This is a genomic window from Rhodococcus sp. ARC_M6 (genome assembly GCF_022810305.1).
Classification (GTDB): Bacteria; Actinomycetota; Actinomycetes; order Mycobacteriales; family Mycobacteriaceae; genus Rhodococcus_F.
Genome location: NZ_JALGQH010000008.1, coordinates 1 through 19,791, shown reverse-complemented (window position 1 = coordinate 19,791; position 19,791 = coordinate 1). Strand labels below are relative to the sequence as shown.

General features: G+C 60.6%; 23 protein-coding genes. 8 read left to right on the top strand and 15 right to left on the bottom strand.

All coding sequences use genetic code 11. The annotated features are described in order from the left end of the window. The first annotated feature begins 99 nt into the window (after positions 1-99). Positions 100-1,548, top strand: a complete 1,449-nt coding sequence (locus MTX36_RS11375) for an amino acid ABC transporter substrate-binding protein/permease (protein WP_243619997.1) — start codon at positions 100-102, stop codon at positions 1,546-1,548. After that, positions 1,545-2,312, top strand: coding sequence for an amino acid ABC transporter ATP-binding protein (locus tag MTX36_RS11370; RefSeq protein ID WP_243619856.1), 768 nt, complete (start codon positions 1,545-1,547; stop codon positions 2,310-2,312). Before MTX36_RS11375 ends, MTX36_RS11370 begins: the two co-directional genes overlap by 4 nt. Before the next feature lie 36 nt (positions 2,313-2,348). Here the strand turns inward: MTX36_RS11370 and MTX36_RS11365 are convergent, their stop codons facing one another. Further along, a complete protein-coding gene (locus MTX36_RS11365; RefSeq protein ID WP_243619855.1) occupies positions 2,349-2,768 on the bottom strand; it encodes a DUF6578 domain-containing protein in 420 nt (139 codons plus the stop codon). Positions 2,769-2,846: 78 nt separating this feature from the next. Next, on the bottom strand, positions 2,847-3,674 hold the full coding sequence (locus MTX36_RS11360; protein WP_243619854.1) for a TatD family hydrolase: 828 nt from the start codon (positions 3,672-3,674) through the stop codon (positions 2,847-2,849). Positions 3,675-3,695: 21 nt separating this feature from the next. Here MTX36_RS11360 and metG point away from each other — a divergent pair, with 21 nt between their 5' ends. Beyond that, positions 3,696-5,294, top strand: coding sequence for a methionine--tRNA ligase (gene metG, locus MTX36_RS11355; RefSeq protein ID WP_243619853.1), 1,599 nt, complete (start codon positions 3,696-3,698; stop codon positions 5,292-5,294). 138 nt (positions 5,295-5,432) lie between these two features. Then, complete coding sequence (locus MTX36_RS11350) at positions 5,433-6,602, top strand: DUF2786 domain-containing protein (RefSeq protein WP_243619852.1); 1,170 nt, start codon at positions 5,433-5,435, stop codon at positions 6,600-6,602. A gap of 21 nt (positions 6,603-6,623) precedes the next feature. Here MTX36_RS11350 and rsmI read toward each other — a convergent pair whose 3' ends face one another. Next, positions 6,624-7,454: a 16S rRNA (cytidine(1402)-2'-O)-methyltransferase gene (rsmI, locus tag MTX36_RS11345; RefSeq protein WP_243619851.1), complete on the bottom strand. Its 831-nt coding sequence runs from the start codon at positions 7,452-7,454 to the stop codon at positions 6,624-6,626. A 23-nt stretch (positions 7,455-7,477) separates the two neighbouring features. Between rsmI and MTX36_RS11340 the strand changes: the two genes are divergently transcribed. Next, on the top strand, positions 7,478-9,037 hold the full coding sequence (locus MTX36_RS11340) for a dolichyl-phosphate-mannose--protein mannosyltransferase (protein ID WP_243619850.1): 1,560 nt from the start codon (positions 7,478-7,480) through the stop codon (positions 9,035-9,037). Positions 9,038-9,041: 4 nt separating this feature from the next. Here the strand turns inward: MTX36_RS11340 and MTX36_RS11335 are convergent, their stop codons facing one another. The 4 genes from MTX36_RS11335 to MTX36_RS11320 form a co-directional block, all read right to left on the bottom strand. Next, positions 9,042-10,676: a BCCT family transporter gene (locus MTX36_RS11335; protein WP_243619849.1), complete on the bottom strand. Its 1,635-nt coding sequence runs from the start codon at positions 10,674-10,676 to the stop codon at positions 9,042-9,044. Positions 10,677-10,760: 84 nt separating this feature from the next. Beyond that, the gene (locus MTX36_RS11330) at positions 10,761-11,192 is read right to left on the bottom strand and encodes a DoxX family protein (RefSeq protein WP_243619848.1); all 432 of its coding nucleotides are present in this window, start codon (positions 11,190-11,192) and stop codon (positions 10,761-10,763) included. A 46-nt stretch (positions 11,193-11,238) separates the two neighbouring features. Next, on the bottom strand, positions 11,239-11,601 hold the full coding sequence (locus MTX36_RS11325) for a GntR family transcriptional regulator (protein ID WP_243619996.1): 363 nt from the start codon (positions 11,599-11,601) through the stop codon (positions 11,239-11,241). Next, the gene (locus MTX36_RS11320; RefSeq protein ID WP_094275235.1) at positions 11,601-12,284 is read right to left on the bottom strand and encodes an SDR family oxidoreductase; all 684 of its coding nucleotides are present in this window, start codon (positions 12,282-12,284) and stop codon (positions 11,601-11,603) included. Before MTX36_RS11320 ends, MTX36_RS11325 begins: the two co-directional genes overlap by 1 nt. Before the next feature lie 66 nt (positions 12,285-12,350). On the opposite strand from MTX36_RS11320, the gene arsC reads away from it, so the two are divergent. Beyond that, positions 12,351-12,704 carry an arsenate reductase (glutaredoxin) gene (gene arsC / locus MTX36_RS11315; protein ID WP_243619847.1) on the top strand — a complete coding sequence of 118 codons (354 nt, stop codon included), beginning with the start codon at positions 12,351-12,353 and terminating at the stop codon, positions 12,702-12,704. Between the two features lie 419 nt (positions 12,705-13,123). Here the strand turns inward: arsC and arcA are convergent, their stop codons facing one another. Next, the gene (gene arcA, locus MTX36_RS11310) at positions 13,124-14,341 is read right to left on the bottom strand and encodes an arginine deiminase (RefSeq protein ID WP_243619846.1); all 1,218 of its coding nucleotides are present in this window, start codon (positions 14,339-14,341) and stop codon (positions 13,124-13,126) included. 62 nt (positions 14,342-14,403) lie between these two features. On the opposite strand from arcA, the gene MTX36_RS11305 reads away from it, so the two are divergent. Then, positions 14,404-14,895, top strand: coding sequence for an FABP family protein (locus tag MTX36_RS11305; protein WP_243619845.1), 492 nt, complete (start codon positions 14,404-14,406; stop codon positions 14,893-14,895). Between the two features lie 15 nt (positions 14,896-14,910). On the opposite strand, the gene MTX36_RS11300 is transcribed toward MTX36_RS11305, so the two are convergent. From MTX36_RS11300 to MTX36_RS11290, 3 genes are all read right to left on the bottom strand, one after another. Then, positions 14,911-15,438: a DUF2505 domain-containing protein gene (locus MTX36_RS11300; protein ID WP_243619844.1), complete on the bottom strand. Its 528-nt coding sequence runs from the start codon at positions 15,436-15,438 to the stop codon at positions 14,911-14,913. Positions 15,439-15,492: 54 nt separating this feature from the next. After that, complete coding sequence (locus MTX36_RS11295; RefSeq protein WP_243619843.1) at positions 15,493-16,341, bottom strand: SDR family oxidoreductase; 849 nt, start codon at positions 16,339-16,341, stop codon at positions 15,493-15,495. A 130-nt stretch (positions 16,342-16,471) separates the two neighbouring features. Beyond that, positions 16,472-16,627: a hypothetical protein gene (locus tag MTX36_RS11290; RefSeq protein ID WP_243619842.1), complete on the bottom strand. Its 156-nt coding sequence runs from the start codon at positions 16,625-16,627 to the stop codon at positions 16,472-16,474. A 493-nt stretch (positions 16,628-17,120) separates the two neighbouring features. On the opposite strand from MTX36_RS11290, the gene MTX36_RS11285 reads away from it, so the two are divergent. After that, the gene (locus MTX36_RS11285) at positions 17,121-17,537 is read left to right on the top strand and encodes a helix-turn-helix domain-containing protein (protein ID WP_033234244.1); all 417 of its coding nucleotides are present in this window, start codon (positions 17,121-17,123) and stop codon (positions 17,535-17,537) included. 48 nt (positions 17,538-17,585) lie between these two features. On the opposite strand, the gene MTX36_RS11280 is transcribed toward MTX36_RS11285, so the two are convergent. From MTX36_RS11280 to MTX36_RS11265, 4 genes are all read right to left on the bottom strand, one after another. Then, the gene (locus MTX36_RS11280; protein ID WP_243619841.1) at positions 17,586-18,599 is read right to left on the bottom strand and encodes a hypothetical protein; all 1,014 of its coding nucleotides are present in this window, start codon (positions 18,597-18,599) and stop codon (positions 17,586-17,588) included. Beyond that, the gene (locus tag MTX36_RS11275; protein ID WP_243619995.1) at positions 18,596-19,096 is read right to left on the bottom strand and encodes an ImmA/IrrE family metallo-endopeptidase; all 501 of its coding nucleotides are present in this window, start codon (positions 19,094-19,096) and stop codon (positions 18,596-18,598) included. Before MTX36_RS11275 ends, MTX36_RS11280 begins: the two co-directional genes overlap by 4 nt. Before the next feature lie 6 nt (positions 19,097-19,102). After that, on the bottom strand, positions 19,103-19,600 hold the full coding sequence (locus MTX36_RS11270; protein ID WP_243619840.1) for a hypothetical protein: 498 nt from the start codon (positions 19,598-19,600) through the stop codon (positions 19,103-19,105). Further along, a partial coding sequence (locus MTX36_RS11265; protein ID WP_243619839.1) for a hypothetical protein occupies positions 19,581-19,791 on the bottom strand: 211 nt, incomplete at its 5' end. The genes MTX36_RS11265 and MTX36_RS11270, both read right to left, overlap by 20 nt.

The window sequence follows — 19,791 nt, the reverse complement described above, 5'->3', positions numbered from 1 at the left end:
AGTTACCCGTGTATCGATTCAGGCCGGCACGCAGTATGTTCTCGTCTGGTCATAAGTAGTCCGGCGATCCCGGGCGTGACAGACGAAAGCTGGGCGAGAGTGCGAAAAAAATTCGACAGACTACGTAACCCGAGGTGGCCGATCCTGGCCGTCCTGCTCGCGCTCCTCGCAGCGCTGTTCGCTCCCGGCATTGCCGCCGCGCAGCCGGGACGCACGTACACGATCGCAACCGATACGACATTTGCTCCATTCGAATTCGAAGACGCGAACGGCAATCTCACCGGCATCGACATGGAACTCCTGCGAGCCATCGCGAAGGACCAGGGCTTCAACGTCGAGATCAAACCGCTCGGATTCGACGCGGCATTGCAAGCGGTCACGTCCGGCCAAGCCGACGGTGTCATCGCCGGCATGTCGATCACCGAGGCCCGTAAACAGGTCTTCGACTTCTCCGACCCGTACTTCTCGTCGGGCGTGCAGATGGCTGTGCTCGAATCGAACAACGACGTCAAGTCCTACGAGGACTTGAAGGGCAAACGCGTCGCTGTCAAGAACGGCACCGAAGGCGCCGCCTTCGCCGAATCCATCAAGGACAAATACGGATTCACGACGGTCTACTTCGCTGACTCCTCCAGCATGTACGACGAAGTCAAGACCGGAAACTCCGTCGCAGTCTTCGATGACTATCCCGTGCTGGCCTACGGCATCACCCAGGGCAACGGCCTCAAGACCGTGACCGAGAAGGAAGACGGCGCGAGCTACGGCTTCGCCGTCAACAAGGGCCAGAACGCGGAACTGCTGTCAATGTTCAACGCCGGTCTGCAGAACCTGCGTGACAGTGGCCAGTACGACGACATCCTCTCGCAGTTCCTCGGACAGGGTGCAACAGAAACCGACAACTCCATCATCGGATTGATCAAGAGCACGTACCCCCAACTGCTCAAAGGCCTTTGGCTGACGATCGTCCTATCTGTGGTCTCGATCGCCATCGCCTTGGTCCTCGGCGGCATCTTCGGACTCTGCCGGGTATCAACCAACATCTTCGTGCGCGGGATAGGCACGACGTACGTCGATATATTCCGTGGCACACCACTATTGGTGCAGGCTTTCTTCATCTACTTCGGCATCCCGGCAGCACTGGGCTTCCAGATGTCAGCCTTCACTGCCGGTGTCATCACGCTCTCGCTGAATGCCGGCGCCTACATGGCCGAAATCGTCCGCGGCGGAGTCCTTTCCGTCGACAAGGGTCAGATGGAAGCATCTCGCAGCCTCGGTATCAGCTACATGAAGACCATGCGGAAAGTCATTATGCCGCAGGCAATTCGCACGATGATCCCGTCATACATCAACCAGTTCGTCATCACCCTCAAGGACACGTCGATCCTGTCGGTCATCGGGCTCGCCGAGCTCACTCAGACCGGGCGCATCATCATCGCGCGCAACTTCCAGTCCTTCAACATGTGGCTGATCATCGGCGTCATGTACTTCATCATCATCATGGCGCTCACCAAGTTCTCGAACCGCCTCGAAAAGAGGATCAACAAGTGACCGAAACAGCTGTCAACACAAGCAAGCCCGACACCGAGATCAAAATCGAAGTCAAGGGATTGAAGAAGTCGTTCGGCGACAACGAAGTCCTCAAAGGCCTCGACGTCGACATCAAGAACGGTGAAGTGGTGTGTGTCATCGGGCCTTCGGGTTCCGGTAAATCCACCTTCCTGCGCTGCCTCAACCGCCTCGAAGACATCACTGCGGGTACGGTTCGCGTCGACCATTTCGACCTCACCGACAAAGAGGTCGACATCGACAAGGTGCGCCAACACATCGGCATGGTGTTCCAGCACTTCAACCTGTTCCCGCACATGAGCGTCGTCGAGAACGTGATGCTCGCACCCGTCCAAACGGGCCGTTCCACCAAGGAACAGGCTCGGGAGATTGCGGTAAAACTGCTTGCGCAGGTCGGTCTCGCAGAAAAGGCCGACGCCAAGCCCGCCAGCTTGTCCGGTGGCCAGAAGCAGCGTGTCGCCATCGCCCGCGCACTCGCAATGAGCCCGGACATCATGCTGTTCGACGAGGCCACCAGCGCCCTCGACCCCGAAATGGTGGGCGAGGTTCTGCAGGTCCTGCGTGACCTCGCGCAGCAGGGCATGACGATGGTCGTCGTCACCCACGAGATGGGCTTCGCCCGCGAGGTGTCCGATCGGGTCATCTTCATGGCCGAGGGCTACATCGTCGAAGAAGGAAAGCCGGAAGACCTGTTCGGTAATCCGCAGCAGAAGCGCACCCAGGACTTCCTGGGCAAGGTCCTCTAGAGCCTTCGGCCCTGTGCGCCTTTTTGGTAGTCAGCACTACCGAAAAGGCGCACAGGGGGTGGTCGTGATTGCCAGTTCGACGACTACCGCAATCTCCATCCAGCCGCGATGACCGGCAACCAGCGATCGCGTGTCACGAAAGTGTCGGGGACACATTTCAACCCGCACGTAGTCCGTACTGCCCGGCACCTGGCCCCAATTACCGGTCCCATGTTCGACGAATTCGCCACGCTCGAGACGAATCGACAGAACCGTGCCCGCTGTGACGTCGATGTTTTCGTAACCGTGCCGCGAACCTGAATACCAAGTCGAGCCTGCAACCGGACTCAACATCCACGCCGATTGCTCGCCGACGATCGGCAGCGGCGCACAGCACTCGAATTCCCACGTTTCTATGTGGACGATGATGATTTTGACCGAAGAGTCGACCGGCGTCGACTCGGTGAAGTTGTGCATCTTCAAGACTCCGCGCAATCGACGAACCAGGACACGACGGTCCCGGGCGCGGAGCTACCTGTGCACCCAGAATAGCCCTCAGAGCTTGTAGACGCGCTCCGCTGTCGCAGTCGACGCCGCAGCCAAGACCTGCGGGTCCTCGCCGCGAATGTCGGCCAACGCGCGCACTGTGTAGGGCAGGCAGTACGACTCGTTGGGCGCGCCGCGGAACGGATGCGGCGTCAGGAACGGTGCGTCGGTCTCGACGATCAACTGATCCGACGGCACCAACAGCGCGGCCTCACGCAACGCCTTCGCATTCTTGAAACTGACCGTGCCGGAGAAACTCAACACGTAGCCGGCGTCGATGCACGCCCGCGCCATCTCCGAATCCGATGAGAAGCAGTGGAACACGACGGTCTCGGGAGCGCCTTCTTCATTCAGCACCCGCAGCAAGTCCTGGTCTGCTTCGCGGTTGTGGATCATCAGCGTCTTGCCCAGACGCTTCGCGAGGTCGATGTGCCAGCGGAAGCCGTCGACCTGCTCCTCGATGGTGGCGCAGCCCTCGAGCTTGCCGGGCCAGTAAAGATCGAGTCCCGTCTCCCCCACGGCGACGACGCGCGGATCCGAAGCCAACCGTTCGATCTCCGCCTTCGTCTCACTGTCGAGCACATTGGCCCTGGTCGGATGGATCGCGACGGCAGCGTACACACGAGAATCCCAGTTCGCCGCGTCGACGGCAAACTGCGCAGCATCAAGGTCGTCGGCCACGGTCACCACCCGTCCGACGCCGACAGCCTCGGCTTTGTCGACTATCGCAGCAACGGTGGCCGCGTCGTGCGCACCACACGCATCGAGGTGCGTATGGGCGTCGATCAGAGGCGACAAGGGCTCAGGGGCATCGGGGGCGGGACGGTCTTTGCTCACGCCCGATAGAGTAAGCCCACCATGACTGTGCCTGCCTCACCCTCCCAGACCACGCGCCCGGACTCCGCTGCCAAGGAAGGCGCGGATCGATCGCCGTTCTACATCACGACCGCGATCGCGTATCCCAACGGTGCACCGCACATCGGCCACGCCTACGAGTACATCTCCTCGGACGCGCTCGCCCGCTTCAAGCGGTTGGACGGTTATGAAGTGTTCTTCATGACCGGCACCGACGAGCACGGTCTGAAGATGCAGCAGACAGCGATCAAAGAGGGCATCGACGTCCGCGACCTCGCTGCCCGCAACTCCGACGTGTTCCAGAACCTCGACAAGGTCCTGAACATCTCGTACGACCGCTTCATCCGCACGACGGACGCCGATCACCAGCTGGCCAGCAAGGCGATCTGGGAGAAGATGGCCGCATCGGGCGACATCTACCTCGACACGTACTCGGGCTGGTACTCGGTTCGTGACGAGGCTTTCTACACCGAAGCCGAGACCACGCTTCAGGCCGACGGCACCCGCCACTCCACCGAGACCGGCACCCCGGTGGAGTGGACCGAGGAGGCCAACTACACCTTCAAGCTCTCGGCGTACGAGGATCGTCTGCTCGCTCTCTACGAAGAGCACCCCGAGTTCATCGCCCCGGTGACGCGTCGCAACGAGATCGTCAGTTTCGTCAAGGGCGGTCTCAAGGATCTGTCGATCTCACGCACCACCTTCGACTGGGGTGTCCCGGTTCCCGGCGACCCCGATCACGTCATGTACGTGTGGGTCGACGCCCTCACCAATTACCTGACGGGCGTGGGTTACCCGAACGTCGACACCGCCGAGTTCAAGAAGTTCTGGCCGGCCAGCCTGCACATCATCGGCAAGGACATCACCCGGTTCCACACCGTGTACTGGCCGGCATTCCTGATGTCCGCCGGCATCGAACTGCCCGAGCGGGTCTTCGTCCACGGCTTCTTGTACAACAAGGGCGAGAAGATGTCGAAGTCCGTCGGCAACGTCGTCGACCCCATCGCGATGGTCGACCAGTACGGCCTCGACGCGGTCCGCTTCTTCCTGCTCCGTGAGATCTCGTACGGCCAGGACGGCAGCTACAGCCACGAGGCGATCGTGACGCGTATGAATGCCGATCTGTCCAACGAACTGGGCAACCTCGCACAGCGTTCGCTGACAATGGTCGCGAAGAACTGCGACGCGCAGGTCCCCACTCCCGGCGAATTCACCGCGGACGATCTGGCGATGCTGGCCTCCGCCGACGCGCTCTTGGCCAAATGCCGCAAAGAGTTCGACGTGCAGGCTCTGCATCTGGCTCTCGAAGCCATGTGGGCCGTCCTGGGTGAGACCAACCGCTACTTCTCCAAGCAGGAGCCCTGGGTTCTGCGCAAGACCGATCCGGCGCGGATGGCGACAGTTCTCTACGTGACGCTCGAAGTGGTGCGCATCGTGGGCATTCTGGTGCAGCCGATCATGCCTGACGCGGCGTCGCGGATCCTGGACCTGCTGGGCCAGGACGAAGAGCACCGCCAGTTCACCGACGTTGCCGTTCGCATCGTCGCGAACCAGGCTCTGCCGGCTCCGGCACCTGTTTTTCCGCGCTTCGTAGAAGAGTGACGCACCACGTGGGGTCCGATACGCCTGATTGAAATCAAGTGTGTCGGACCCCACGTGCACACTGCGTCCATGACGACGAATAGAACATACTTTCGATCTACCGCATCGGCGCAGACACTGCCCTGGAACGGAGCCCACGTGTCCTCCCACGAAGTCAGCCCTCAGTCCGTCGCAGCCGCCCGGGCCCTGATGGTCGAGCTCACCGGCAGCTACGAGCGAGGGTGGCAACCCGCCGACATCATCCACCTGGCACGCCGTAGCAAAGATTCCTCGAACGCGGATCTCGCCGCTACGACCGTCCTGCTGGAGGCTGCAACCACCAAGGCAGACGATCGCGCACCGCTCGAATGGGTCGGTCAACTTCAGTCCATTCGCGAGCAGTACCCCAATTCACACCGCATTGCGTCCCGAATAACTTTGGACGACAGCCTCTTTCGATCCCTTGCTGCCGGACTGCTGTTCGAGGACCCCTACTTCCTCGTCTCACAGGTCGCCGAAGTGGCCCTGAGCTGGACGCGCCTCGCTCCCTGGAACCTCCTGCTTCCCATGCCGTCGACGTGGCCGGTGCAGCGCACCGAGAACAGCTACTCTGGCGCGGCTACCGAAGTAGATGCCAAAGTACTCAAGAGAATTCGTGGCCTCCTCGCCAAAGCCGAGGCCACCAACTTCGCTGAAGAAGCCGAGGTCTTCACTGAGAAGGCCCAGGAATTGATGACGCGATACGCCATCGATTCCGCGCTCCTGCACTCACGTACCGGCGTCACCGACACCACGGTCGACGGCCGGCGTATCCACCTGGACAACCCGTACGTCAAGGAAAAAGTCCATCTCCTCACAGCAATCGGCGACGCCAACCGAGTACGCGCGGTGTGGTTCAGCGACATCTGCATCGCTACAGTCATCGGCACCCCCGTCGACCTCCAACAGGTCGACATGCTGTTCACCTCATTGCTGGTGCAAGCCACTCGCGCAATGCAATTCGCCGATACCAGCAACCGCGGCGGCTCCCGCACAACGTCATTCCGCAAGGGCTTTCTGACTGGTTTCGCCAATCGGATCGGGCAGCGTCTGCGCTACGCCGGCACCAAAGCCACCGCTGAGGCCGCCGACGCAGAATCGATGGACGTCGCCGACCTCCTGCCGATTCTGGCGACGACGTCGGCAGCAGTCGACACCGAATTCGAGCGAATGTTTCCGCGAACCCGAAAAGCGCGCGGACGCTCTGTCGACGCCGAAGGCTGGCATGCCGGCCAGGCTGCAGCCGACGACGCCAACCTCCGGCCCGGTGCGCCGGCAGTGCGCCGTTAATACAGCGCCGGCAGTGCGCCGCTAGGCCTTACGAGCGGCGAGCACCGTTTCGTACAGTTCCCGCTTGGACACCCCGGCCGTGGCTACGAGGGCGCACGCGTCTTTCAGACCGGCTCCGCCCTCAACCAGGCGTTCCACCTCGTCAACTAGATCGACCGGATCCGACGCCACCAGAACGGCGCCTTCGAGAACCACGGTGATTTCGCCGCGCACACCTTCTGCTGCCCACACGGCCAATTCGCCGAGCGTTCCGCGCTTCACTTCCTCGTAGGTCTTGGTCAATTCGCGGCAGACAGCAGCGCGACGCTCCGAACCGAGTACCTCGACGGCGTCGGCCAGACAATCGGCCAGGCGGTGCGGTGCCTCGAAGAACACGCAGGCGCGTTGCTCGGTGGCGAGTCCAGCGAACCAGGTTTTGCGTTGCCCACCCTTGCGCGGGGGGAATCCGTCGAAGCAGAACCGCTCGACATGCAGTCCGGACAGCGCAAGTGCAGTGGTGACGGCAGAGGGCCCGGGAAGGCAGGTGACTTTCAGATCCTCGGCAACGCACGCCGCGACCAGTCGGTATCCGGGATCGCTCACCGACGGCATACCGGCATCGGTCACGAGCAAGACGGTTTTACCTTCGGCGACGGCCGCAACCAACCCCGGCAGACGGGCGACCTCCACCTGGTCGTAGAAACTGACTACTTTCCCGGTGATCGACACGTCGAGCGAGGCGGCCAACGACTTGGTTCGTCGGGTGTCCTCTGCTGCCACGACGTCGGCGGTTGCGAGTGCGGCGCGTAGGCGCGGAGACGCGTCACCGACATCTCCCATGGGTGTTGCGGCGAGTACCAAGCGACCAGTCATACCTGACAGCCTACGATTGCCGAGTGACTGTGCAGACGGACGAGCGGCCAACGCCCGCCACGGGCGATCGGGTAGTGCGTAGTCCGGCACCGCTCGTTCCGGACCCTGACTTCGGTCCGACCGATAGATTTCGTGGCTGGATAGTCACCGCCGTCATTACCGCTATCGCCGCCATCACACGTTTCACGATGCTCGCGTATCCGACGGATGCCGGCACTCCCGTCTTCGACGAAAAGCATTACGCACCGCAGGGCTGGCAGGTCTTGACCGGCGGCGGGATCGAAGACAACCCGGGATACGGATTGGTGGTTCATCCGCCGATCGGCAAGCAGATGATCGCGATCGGTGAAGCACTTTTCGGCTACAACGGCTGGGGATGGCGCTTCGCGTCGGCATTTGTCGGCACGCTGATGGTGTTGTTGATCGTCCGGATCGTCCGTCGGATGACGCGGTCCACATTGATCGGGGCGCTCGCGGGCATTCTGCTGATCGCCGACGGAGTTACGTTTGTCTCGTCGCGGTTGGGCATGCTCGACATTTTCCTGGCCTTTTTCGTTCTCGCGGCGCTCGGTTGCCTCATCGTGGACCGTGACCAGGTACGTGAGCGACTGGCGAAGGCTTACAACGAGGGCCGGATCGGCGATTCCGCCTGGGGTCCCCGTCTGGGGTTTAGGTGGTGGCGTTTCGGCGCCGGCATTCTGCTCGGACTGGCCTGCGGCACAAAATGGTCCGGGATGTATTTCATTCTCTTCTTCGGACTCCTCAGCGTCGCTTTCGACTTGTCCGCGCGCCGCGCCTACCGCGTCGAGCGGCCGTGGTTCGGCACCGCCATCCGCGATATCGGACCCGCTCTCTACGCGCTGGTCATCATCCCGATCGGCGTCTACCTGGCCAGCTACTGGGCCTGGTTTGCCAGCGAGACCGGCGTCGACCGCCATGCCGTCGGCAACGAGATCGGCGAAGGTGGAACCTGGAGTTTCATTCCGTCCGCCCTTCGGTCCCTCTGGTACTACAGCGGAAACGTACTCACGTTCCACTCCAGCCTGACCAACTCCGCCGGAAACCATCACCCCTGGGAATCGAAGCCCTGGACTTGGCCCATGGGTCTGCGTCCGATGCTCTATTACTATGCCGATGGCGAGCAGGTGACAGGCTGCGGCGCCGCCAGTTGCGTCAAGGCGATCATGCTGATCGGCACGCCGGCCATGTGGTGGCTGGCCTTGCCTATGCTGGCCTGGGCGATCTGGAAGACATTTGTACGACGCGACTGGCGCTACGCCGTCGTCCTTACTGCCTACGGCGCCGCCTACCTCCCCTGGTTCGCGACGATGGACCGCCAGATGTACTTCTTCTACGCCGTCGCGCTCGCCCCGTTCATGGTGATTGGATTTGCGCTGGTGCTCGGCGATGTACTCGGCAAGGCGACTGACTCCGTCGAGCGACGCACCACCGGGCTACTGGCGGTCAGCCTGTACGTCGGGCTTGTAGTCGCAAACTTCGTGTATCTGTGGCCGATTCTCACAGCCATGCCGATCACGCCCGAATCCTGGCAGAGCCATCTGTGGTTACCGAGTTGGAAGTAACTTCTCAAGACTCTCGTCTTGTGCCCCGTCTGACCTTCATCGGCCGCAGCAATGCCCGCTTCTGTTCCCGCGCTGCAACGATGATCGGATCGTGCGAAAGATCCTTGTACAGCGAGAAACACAGGCCGATCATCACCAGCACAAACGGCGCAGCAGCGATGATCGTCATCGTCTGCAAACCGTCGAGAGCTTCGGAACCACCGGTCCAGAGCAGCAATGCCGCGACACCGCCGGTCAGCAAGCCCCAGAACACGACTACCCACCGACTCGGCTCGAGAGTCCCCCGCTGCGACAGCGTGCCCATCACCATGGAGGCGGCGTCGGCTCCGGAAACGAAGAACACGGCCACCAACAGCATCACCAGAATTGTCGTGACCCCGGCGAGCGGGAGATTGTCGAGCATCCCGAACAGTTGAGCTTCCTCGGAACCACGATTCGCCAAGTCGATTCCATCGCGTTCTTCACCGATTCCGGCGCCGCCGAAGATCGCGAACCACAACAGGCTCACGGTGGTGGGAACGGCGATGACACCGATGATGAACTGACGGATCGTCCGCCCACGACTGATGCGCGCCAAGAACATTCCGACAAACGGCGTCCAGGACACCCACCACGCCCAGTAGAAAATCGTCCACGACGACAGCCATGCCCCGGTCTCCGGATTCGACGACGCTCCTGTGCGAGCCGACATCTGCGCCAGGTCCGACACATAAGCGCCGATTGTGGTGGGCAGAAGGTTGAGAATGAGGACTGTGGGCCCGAGAACGAACACGAAGAGCGCCAGAATCAAGGCGAGCACCATGTTGATGTTGGACAACCACTGAATTCCCTTGGAAACGCCCGATACTGCCGATGCGACAAATGCCAAGGTCAGCACGGCGACAATCGCGACGAGCAGGAAGACACTGGCCTCTTCCATCCAACCGACCACCTCGAAACCTGAACCGATCTGCAGCGCCCCGAGGCCCAGAGATGCTGCCGTACCGAAGAGAGTGGCAAAAATTGCCAGGATGTCGATGATCTTGCCGATGGGGCCTTCCGCTTTGCGTCCGAGCAGCGGAATGAATGCCGAACTGAACAACTGCTTGCGGCCACGCCGGTACGATCCGTACGCAATCGCAAGGCCCACAACGGCATACATCGCCCACGGATGTAATCCCCAGTGGAACATGGTGGTGGCCATGGCGGTTCCCACTCCGCCGTCGGTGCCGGGCGGCGGACTGACGTAGTGCGCCAACGGTTCCGAGACGCCGAAGAACATCAGGCCGATTCCCATTCCGGCACTGAACATCATCGCGATCCAACTGACAGTTCGGAATTCCGGCTTCTCGCCGTCCTTGCCGAGGGGGATGTCGCCGAACCGACTGACCGCTAGATAAATGGAGAACAGTACAAACGCCGACGCTGCGAGAACGAACAGCCAACCGATGTTGACCACCAGCCAGTCGAGGACACTCCCCGTTACCGAGTTCAGATTGTCGGGAGCAACGAGGCCCCACACGACAATTGCCGACACTGCTAATGCCGCTACGGAAAACACCACGTAGTCGGTCCGTACGCCTACTCGAGCGAACCCGGTTTGGGGTTGCTCCTCGTTGGCACCGGAACTCTGTTCGGATCGATCAGATTTCGTCACCATACGTCACTACGTTGCTCACTTCAATCGCCAAAAGCAAGCTGAGAAGCGGGCTCGGTGCCTGCCGAACCCGCGTCCACACCCCTCTTATGCTGCAGGTTTCAGCCAGCCGTCGCCTTTGCCGATCAATCCGTCGACGCTGATGCGTCCGGCCCCGATCGTCGCGATCAAGAGCGTTCCGACGCCCAATGCGAGCACCAGTTCGTAGCCACCCTGGTCGACAAAAATGCCGTTGCCCGAATGGACGATGAAGAACGCTCCCACCATATCGAGAAACAGGAGTGCGCCGACGAGCGGGGTCAGGACACCGGCAATGAGGAGGATTCCCCCACCGAGTTCGACAGTGGCCGCAACTATCGCGGACACCTTGGGCAGCGGCGCACCCATGCCTTCGAATGCCGCCTGGGTTCCGGCGATCTTGTAGGTGAAGAACTTCTGCCAGCCGTGGGCAATGAAGATGATGCCGAGGCCGACACGGGCGATCAGCGTTCCGAGGTCACGAGCAATCGACGAATTCATGGCGCAAGCCTGACAGCTTTAGGTTGAAGCGTCAACTTGCTCGATTTCACGCACCCCTCAATGCCGCCTCAACCATTTCCACAATCTCGTTGTTCGAATACCCGAGCGCCCGCACACTTTTCGCGAAAGACGTCGCTTCTTGCTCCGCCCGAGCCCGCACGGGGTCCGTCCCCGAAGCGATAAACGTGCCCTGCTTCCCCCGGGTCTCGATCACTCCTTGCTCGCCGAGCACTCGATACGCCTTCGCGACGGTATTGGCCGCCAAACCCAAGTCCGACGCCAAGGCCCGAACCGTCGGGATCTTGGCCCCGGCAATCAACCCTCCGGACTGAACTTCCTCGATAATCTGTTGCCGCAGTTGGTCGTACGGGGCAACAGACGAACTGTGATCGATTGCGATATTCGTGATCACAGCGCATCAACCGCATCACGAATCAGATCCGGACCGGACGTCAGAACCAACGTCTTGCCGATACTCGCGGGCGCATCGATCAACGCCTCGATCACCGCAGCCACATCGGCCCGCGTAACCGCTCCGCGTGAGCTCGGCGGCTCCGCCAGCGTTACCTCGCCACTCGGATCGTCGTCGGTGAGCAACCCCGGCCGAAGTATTGTCCAATCCAGTTCCGTGCGGCCTCGCAAGTCTTCCTCGGCCGCCGTCTTCGCCTCGAGATACGCCGCAAATACGTCGTCGGTCCCGGCCGGAGCTGGTTCACCAGCGCCCATCGCACTGATCTGAATGAATCTACGGACGCCGGCCTTTTCCGCTGCGTCGGCAAAGAGGATTGCAGCCGCACGATCAACGGTGTCCTTACGTGAAATCCCGCTACCCGGACCGGCACCTGCAGCAAACACAGCGACATCGGCCCCGGCAAGCACCTTTGCCACCTCGTCGACCGTTGCGGATTCCAAATCGACGACGATCGGAAACGCACCCAATGTCCGCACGGCACCTTCATGCGCGGGGTTGCGGATCAACGCAACCGGCCGATCGCCATGCCCTGCCAGCAGAAACGTCAGGTGTTGCGCAATCTTGCCGTGACCCCCGGCAATCGCAACTCGTCGTTCGTCGACACTCCGATGTTCCGTCATCATCTTCTCCGCTCACTTCGATACTTCAGGTATGTCGATACTTCAGGCGCATTCACACCAGGCACAATGACAAACATGTCCTCCGCAACGATTTTTCACAACAACCGGTGCAACACCTCGCGCACCGTCCTTGCACTCCTGCGCGAACGCGGCATCGAACCGACCGTCGTCATGTACCTCGATAACCCGCCTACCCGCGCAGAGCTGGAAAAACTCCTCTCCGACGCCGGACTCACCCCCAGCAGCGCAGTTCGCAAGCGCGAAACCGAGTACAAGGAACTCGAACTCGCCGACGCATCCGAGTCCGAGATCCTCGACGCGATGATCGAACACCCGATTCTCATCGAACGCCCCTTTGTCGTCACTGACAAGGGCACCGTCCTCGCCCGGCCGGCCGACAAGGTCGAAGCACTCCTCTGAGTGTCCGTTCATTTTGAGTGTTGATTAATCTCGGCCTGGGCGGAGGTGGGATCGAGGACGTACACGAACGCCCGGATCACCGTTCGATCCGGCGGTGGGTCGGCGATTTCGGCGATTGGTCTCGCATCAAATGTTGTGTCCGGCATCCGATCGTCAACTCCCCCCAGAGTCAGTGCTGTTGCCGGTCATCGCCCGACAACCGACAAGATACAACGACATACCGACACGAACGATGCGGCGCATTCGCACCCGACCCGGATTGCCATGGTCGGCACTCTCTGACGCGTCGCCGCACGGATCCGAGCCAATACTGTCCGACACATTCTGGCCGTTCCGTGCTGTTTGATCCTTGACTGTCAACTATCTGGAACTGCACTGAACAACGAAACCGTCCGAATTGCCGAACGGTCGCAACCCCGTCACAACGGATCGCGGGCGATCGGGCAGGACATACACCGGGGACCGCCCCGACCTGATCCCAGCTCCGAACCCGCGATCCGCAGGACCTCGATCCCCGACGCCTCCAAACGCGCGTTGGTTTCCACGTTCCGCTCGTACGCGACCACTACACCCGGTTCGATTGCCAGAGTGTTGTTTCCGTCGTCCCACTGCTCACGTTCCGCAGTCACCGTGTCGAGCCCGGTATCGATGACCCGCAGCTTTCCGATCCCCATGGCGTCAGCGGCCGCCTCGAGGAACGGGTCCGCACCACGAATACTGACACCGTCGTCTTCGCGTCGAATAGTGAAGGCCGACAACGTATCCTGAATTGCCGGATACATAACCACAGCATCGGCCTCCACCATGGTGCACACGGTGTCGAGATGCATCGACGCGCGACGCTGCTCAATCGGAACCACCAGCACCGTATGCGCCAGTTCGTCGTCGAACACGCTGCGCGCCAATGCTTCCGCGCCGGCCGGCGAAGTACGCTCCCCGACACCGACGGCAATCACACCGGGTGAAAGCAGCAGGACGTCACCACCTTCGACCGGAGCCGTATGTGATTCGTACGCCCGTCGCACGCCGCGGAACCTCGGGTGGTGCGCGTACACAAGGTCCGTGATCGAGGACTCCCGCGCTCTGGCCGAGAGCGCGAGGGACGTGATGACCACTCGCGAGCGGATCCAGAACGACGAGTCTCGGGTGAACAAGAGATTCGGCAAGGGGTCAATCACAAAATCCCCACCATGATGCATCCGCCGTACCAGCGAGGTCGACGTCGTATCGACCGGCAACTCGTCGAACGTCATGCCTGCCGTCAATATCGATGACAACTCGGCCGGCGGAACGCTACGTAGATACGACGACAGATGCTGCCCCAGAGCGTGCCCGATCCTGCGCGTATCGACTGCGGCAGCAATGCCTTGGATCCGGGCCGCACCGCTGACGGACAATGCCTCGGTGAGCAGTTCTGCGAGCAGCAGCACTTCGACGCCACGTTCCCGCAACACCGCCGCGAACTGGTCATGCTCGTCTTGCGCTCGATCCACCCACGGCAAACCGTCGAACAGCAGTTGATCGTTGTTCCGCGGGGTCAACCGTTTCAATTCGTCGCCGGGGCGATGAAGAATGACCGACCGCAGCCTGCCAACCTCGGAGTCGACACCGAGCGGGACGGATCCAGAACCGTTCATGGACAAACAGTATTCCCGTCGATGCGTAATCTGATGGCCGACACCGGCGAGAGGAACAATTGATGACTACCCAGCAGCAGCGACCCGAAGGTGAACCAAGAGGAGTGGAGATGCTGCGTGGCCGTTGGGCCGGAACCGGCAGCGGACATTTCCCCACCATCGACGATTTCGAGTATTCCGAAGAAATCGAGTTCGCCCCGACACCCAAACCGTTTCTGACCTATACCTCGCGAACTCGCGGGCTTCCGGACGGTCGCCCCCTCCACATGGAATCGGGATATCTGCGTCCGGTCGCCGGCGGTGACGTCGAATTGCTGGTCACACAGCCCACCGGCTTCGTCGAGATCCACCGAGGCCTGATCGAGGCCGACGGCACACTCTCATTGACGTTGCTTACATTGGCGGCCTCACCGGATGCCAAGCCTGTACTCGACGTACGCCGGGTTCTGCGTGTACACAACGACACACTGACGTACGACGTGTGGATGGCTCACGATCAGACACCGCTCACGCATCACCTGCACGCCGAGTTGCAACGCGTGACGGAGGAATAGCACCGAGCGTCCCGCTCAGTCGACCTGCTCCGAGTCATGCTCGTCGAAGTCACGCTGATCGGCGAGAAATGCCTCCACCGCGTCACGATCCCGATGGAGAAGGTCCTCGACCATCTTTTTCACGAGCTTCTCGATCTGGCCACCGAGGACGGGAATCTTCACCTCGGCGCTGCCCACGACGTTGAGGACTGCGTGTGACGGCGCCGTTTCCGCCAGTTCGAGGCTCGCTTCGATCCGAATCGGCAGGCCGTGAGCGGTTCCCGTCACGGAACCATCCGCTCGGCCTCCCGACAACGGTCCCCACTGATCGACTCGCTCGACGCCGAGCCGATCAGGCGCCAGTTTCGACACCAATCCGGGAAGCGCCGACGAGTCGAGGTCTTCGGCAACCGACACGGTGATCGAACCGTCGCCAACCTCGATGCCTGCGCTCGGATACAGCTCACCGAGCCGGACCTTCCAATAGCTTGGATCAGTCAATGTCGAGTGAACTTTCGCCACCGGATAGCTAAACTCGATGTCGTATCGAAATCCCTTGGACATAACAATGACCTTAGTCCCCGCGGAAATCCGCAAAAGTCCTATCCGAGTAGCAAATCATGGGCGCCGCAGCAATTTACCAAACTGATCGTTCGCTTTCTGCATGACAAATTCATACGGCGGAGAAAACTTACGGGCCCACCAATAGCCGAATCTAATGTCATTCGACGTATAAACCAGATAACGATTCTTCTGAACACCCGCGACGATGCAGGACGCCACCTTCTCCGGGGAGACTGCACGCTTCTCGAAGCGGTGCACCAGTCGCCGTACGCGCGGGTCGTCACGGTCGATTCCAGCAATCTCGACGGTACCGACCAGTGGCGTCTTGACTCCACCCGGAACAACCAAACTGACCCCGATGCCATGGCGCTTCAGATCGAACCGCAAGACCTCCGAGACACCGCGCAGGCCGAACTTGCTGGCGCTGTACGCCGCATGCCAGGGCAGCGCCAGCAAGCCGGCAGCCGACGAGACATTGACCAGATGGCCACCTCTACCTGCACTGATCATGGGCGGAATGAACGTCTCCATGATGTGGATCGGGCCCATCAGGTTGACTTCCACCATGGACCGCCAATGCCGGTGCTCGAGATTCTCGATAGTTCCCCACGCAGAGATGCCCGCAATATTCATCACGACATCCATCGACCCGAACTGCTCGGCCACCTGCGCACCGAACTGTTTCACCGCTTCGTAATCGGAAATGTCGAACGTTTGCGCAACGCTGACCGTGCCGCCGGCAGAGCTGATAGCTTCGACGGTCTCGTCCAGTCCCGACTCATTGATATCGGTCAGAAACAATTCCGCGCCCGCCGCGCCCGCCGCAATAGCAGTTGCCCGCCCGATTCCGCTACCCGCACCTGTGATCAGGCACTTCTTTCCTTCGAGCGACCTTATCGGCATGGCCCGACTCTCCCCCACGCTAGCTCTGTAGACATGGGAGAAGTCTACGCACGGACAACTGCGTACCGGAGGGAAAGGCAGAGCGCCAAAAGGTAGTGCACACAACCCCGGCGACTTCAGCAGTGTGCAACTACAGGCGTTGTGCCATCTGCTCTTGATAGTCGCGCATGGTGCGCTCGATCGCTTCCGCCGCAGCTCCGTCACCTCGTTTGCGCGCATCGAGTGCGCGGTCCTGGAGGGCACGGATGGCACGGCGCAATTCCTCGTCACTCACTGTGTGTTTCATATCACAATCCTGCACCGCTCAGCACGCCTTGGCCAGCACCGGCGCCATAGTTGACACCGTGCAAACCTTGCCCGAAGTGGCGCACGTCACGACCAGCGGCAAGTCAACCCTCCATTTAGCCCGCGTCGCCACATGAACATGAGCCGACAGTGGCCTGAACTGCAGTTTCTCAGCCTGGGGCGAATTACAAAACCGGGTTAACGATTAGCTACTATGGCCAAAACGGGTAAATGGTTTGTTATGGTGACAATACCCTGCATGGGGAAGGTTAAAGAAGTCCCCTTTCTCGGACCAAATTCGATAGCAGTTGCCACAAGAATTGCCTCGGCCACTAACTGGACCGACACCAACCTTCACAAAGCGAGCAGCCCCTCCTTCGAGAATTCGTCCACTAAACGGACTACAGCGAGCTACCAATCGGTTATCCGCGTGTTATCGTAGGATTCGCTGGAAGAACAATTGCTGGCTAGAGAGGATAACGGGGCGGTTCACAATGGCTGACTTTGCAGAACGACTGAACAAACTGTTCGACAGTGTCCATCCTCCGGGGCGCAAGCCTCACACCAACGCTGAGGTCGCCTCCGCGTTGATCGAGGACGGCCACCAGATTTCCAAGCCGTACATCTCACAGCTCCGATCGGGACAGCGCACGAACCCGTCGGACGAGACTGTCGCAGCTTTTGCGCGCTTCTTCAAGGTGAAGCCGGACTACTTCTTCAACGACATCTACGCCGCGAAGATCGATCATGACCTCGAACTGCTCGCGCAGCTCCAGGGCTACGGTCTGCGTCGACTGTCGAGCCGAGCATTCGACCTGTCCGAAGAATCGCAGAACCTTCTCACAACGATGGCCGAGAAGCTTCGCGCGAGCGAAGGACTGCCTGAAGTTCCACCAGACGCATCACGCTGACTGAGGGCTCGGAACTTCCGGGACGACACTGAGCAGGTCGATCAGTACTTATCGACCTGCTTTTGTCGTATTCACATCACTTCGAAACTTCTCATGATCTCGAGCCAGAACCAAGAGCCATCTCCGGGCGGACATACCGCCCGGGGGTGCAATCCACCGGGTATCAAGAACATCCGAGCCGAGCGGATCCTCGATCCACCCTGCCAAAATCCCTGAATGCGATGCAATCGACCGCGGAGGCTCACGCCCGCCGACGTCGAACATGCCGGCACCTGCCTGGATGTACATCGCATCCATGATCTGCGCAATCACATCAGACGCTCGCAGAACCGAAGTAGTGGCAGCGCTGTCGGCATCAACAACCTCGGGAAAACGCTTCACCAGCAGTTCGTGCATACGACGCAGCCGCATCAGATCCAACCGTGCGCGCACCCAGGTCTCGGCCAACACCCACGTAATACCCAATGCGATCAACAAACTCGCTGCCGACACAAATCCCACGCCGGCACCCGTCCAGACACCTGATTCGAGTGAATTCGTTCCACGAATCGCTTCGACCAACATGACCACAACAACAATCAAGAGCGTTGTCGAGCCCAGCACGATCAAAGCGATTCCACGACCCAGCGGAGCCCACGCCACGTGCCTGAGTCCAGTAGAGATCACCAACGACAATGAGATGATCACAAAGACCAAAGCCGGGACCGGATAGCCGAATCCCACCGCGATGGAGACCAACAGGCCGACCGTATACAACACGATCGCGATGCCTCCCATCGCCGAACGCGTCATCACCGGCCACGCAGAAACTGCGCCGACGGCACTGGACGCAGACAAGAAAACCCACAGCACGACAACAACCATTGCCGAAAAATGCTGATCAGGGGCCACTCGCTCGACAATGTCCCACACGCCGGGAACCAAGACAGTAGCCATCAAGGCAACACAGAAGCCGACGATCACCATTGCCGTGCGCAGCGGAGTGGCCGCCCTCGCCACCACTCGACCGAGTCTTGCACCAGCTGCAATCCACACCACCAAGGCAATAGCCCAAGCGATCATCCGATCGCCTCGTCATACCGCAGAACCGACAGCGGTGTTCCCCGGCCACTCATCGTTTTCAGTCGCATCAGCAGCATCGATGCAAAAGTTTCCGCTTCCCACTCAGCAATGTCGTCCATCGGAACAGGCTCGTTGCGGCGAAGGGATCGCTGACTCAGCATGTAAGCGATCAAATCGTCACTGGCTTCCAGCGTCGCCTCCGCGATCTCCGCACCTTCATGCCGAAATACAATGTGCCCCAACTCATGTGCAAGAGTCCGTTCGACGTTGGGCAGACCGGGCGCGAGAACAATCACATCATGATCGTCATACGCTCTTCGCTGACCGCAGACGCCCGTTGCGAGCGGAGTATCCAAATCAATTTCGATGGGTCGCTCACGTTCCAGAGCAACGGCCTCCACAACAGTCAACAACGTCACAGCTTCCGAGGACGCAGCGGCATCACAGACAGCGTCCACTGCAGCAAGAACTCGGCGATGCGACCGTCTTTGTGTCAGCACGCCTCAGACACCTCTTCCGGACCGAGGAGCCAAGAATTCAGCTCGTGCAAGAACCAACCGCGCCTTCTGTACCGACGCACCTCGGAACGTCAATGCTCCCGCGCCGGCGGCAACCAACGTCATTCCAACGACACCACCTACCACTGCGGCAGCATTCTGAATCGGAGGCAATCCGTGTGTGAAGACCACGGGCAGAGCCTGGGGATCGGAGCCGACTGAGACCGCAACATTCGGCGAAACAGGTTGCTGCGGAACAACGATCGGTGCAGGTGCAGCCAAAACCACGGGAGCCGCCAGAGTCACACCCGAGGCTGACGCAGCTCCGGCGGCAGGCGCCGGCGCAGGTCCCCCACCATTCGCGGACGGACCTTGCGGATTGTCCGGTCCAGCAGGCGCAACTACAGCGGAAGATTCATCGGATTGCTCCGAACTTGTCGACGCCTCGGATTCCGACGAGAGCGTTGAACTGGTCGAAGACGCGTCACCTGGGCCGTTCGTCACCGGAGGCACGATCGGAGCCTCGGTTGTCGTCGTAACGTCCGTCGTGGTCGTCGTCACCTCTGGATCCGTCGTGGTCGTCGTCACCTCTGGATCCGTCGTGGTCGTCGTCACCTCTGGATCCGTCGTGGTCGTCGTCACCTCTGGATCCGTCGTGGTCGTCGTCACCTCTGGATCCGTCGTGGTCGTCGTCA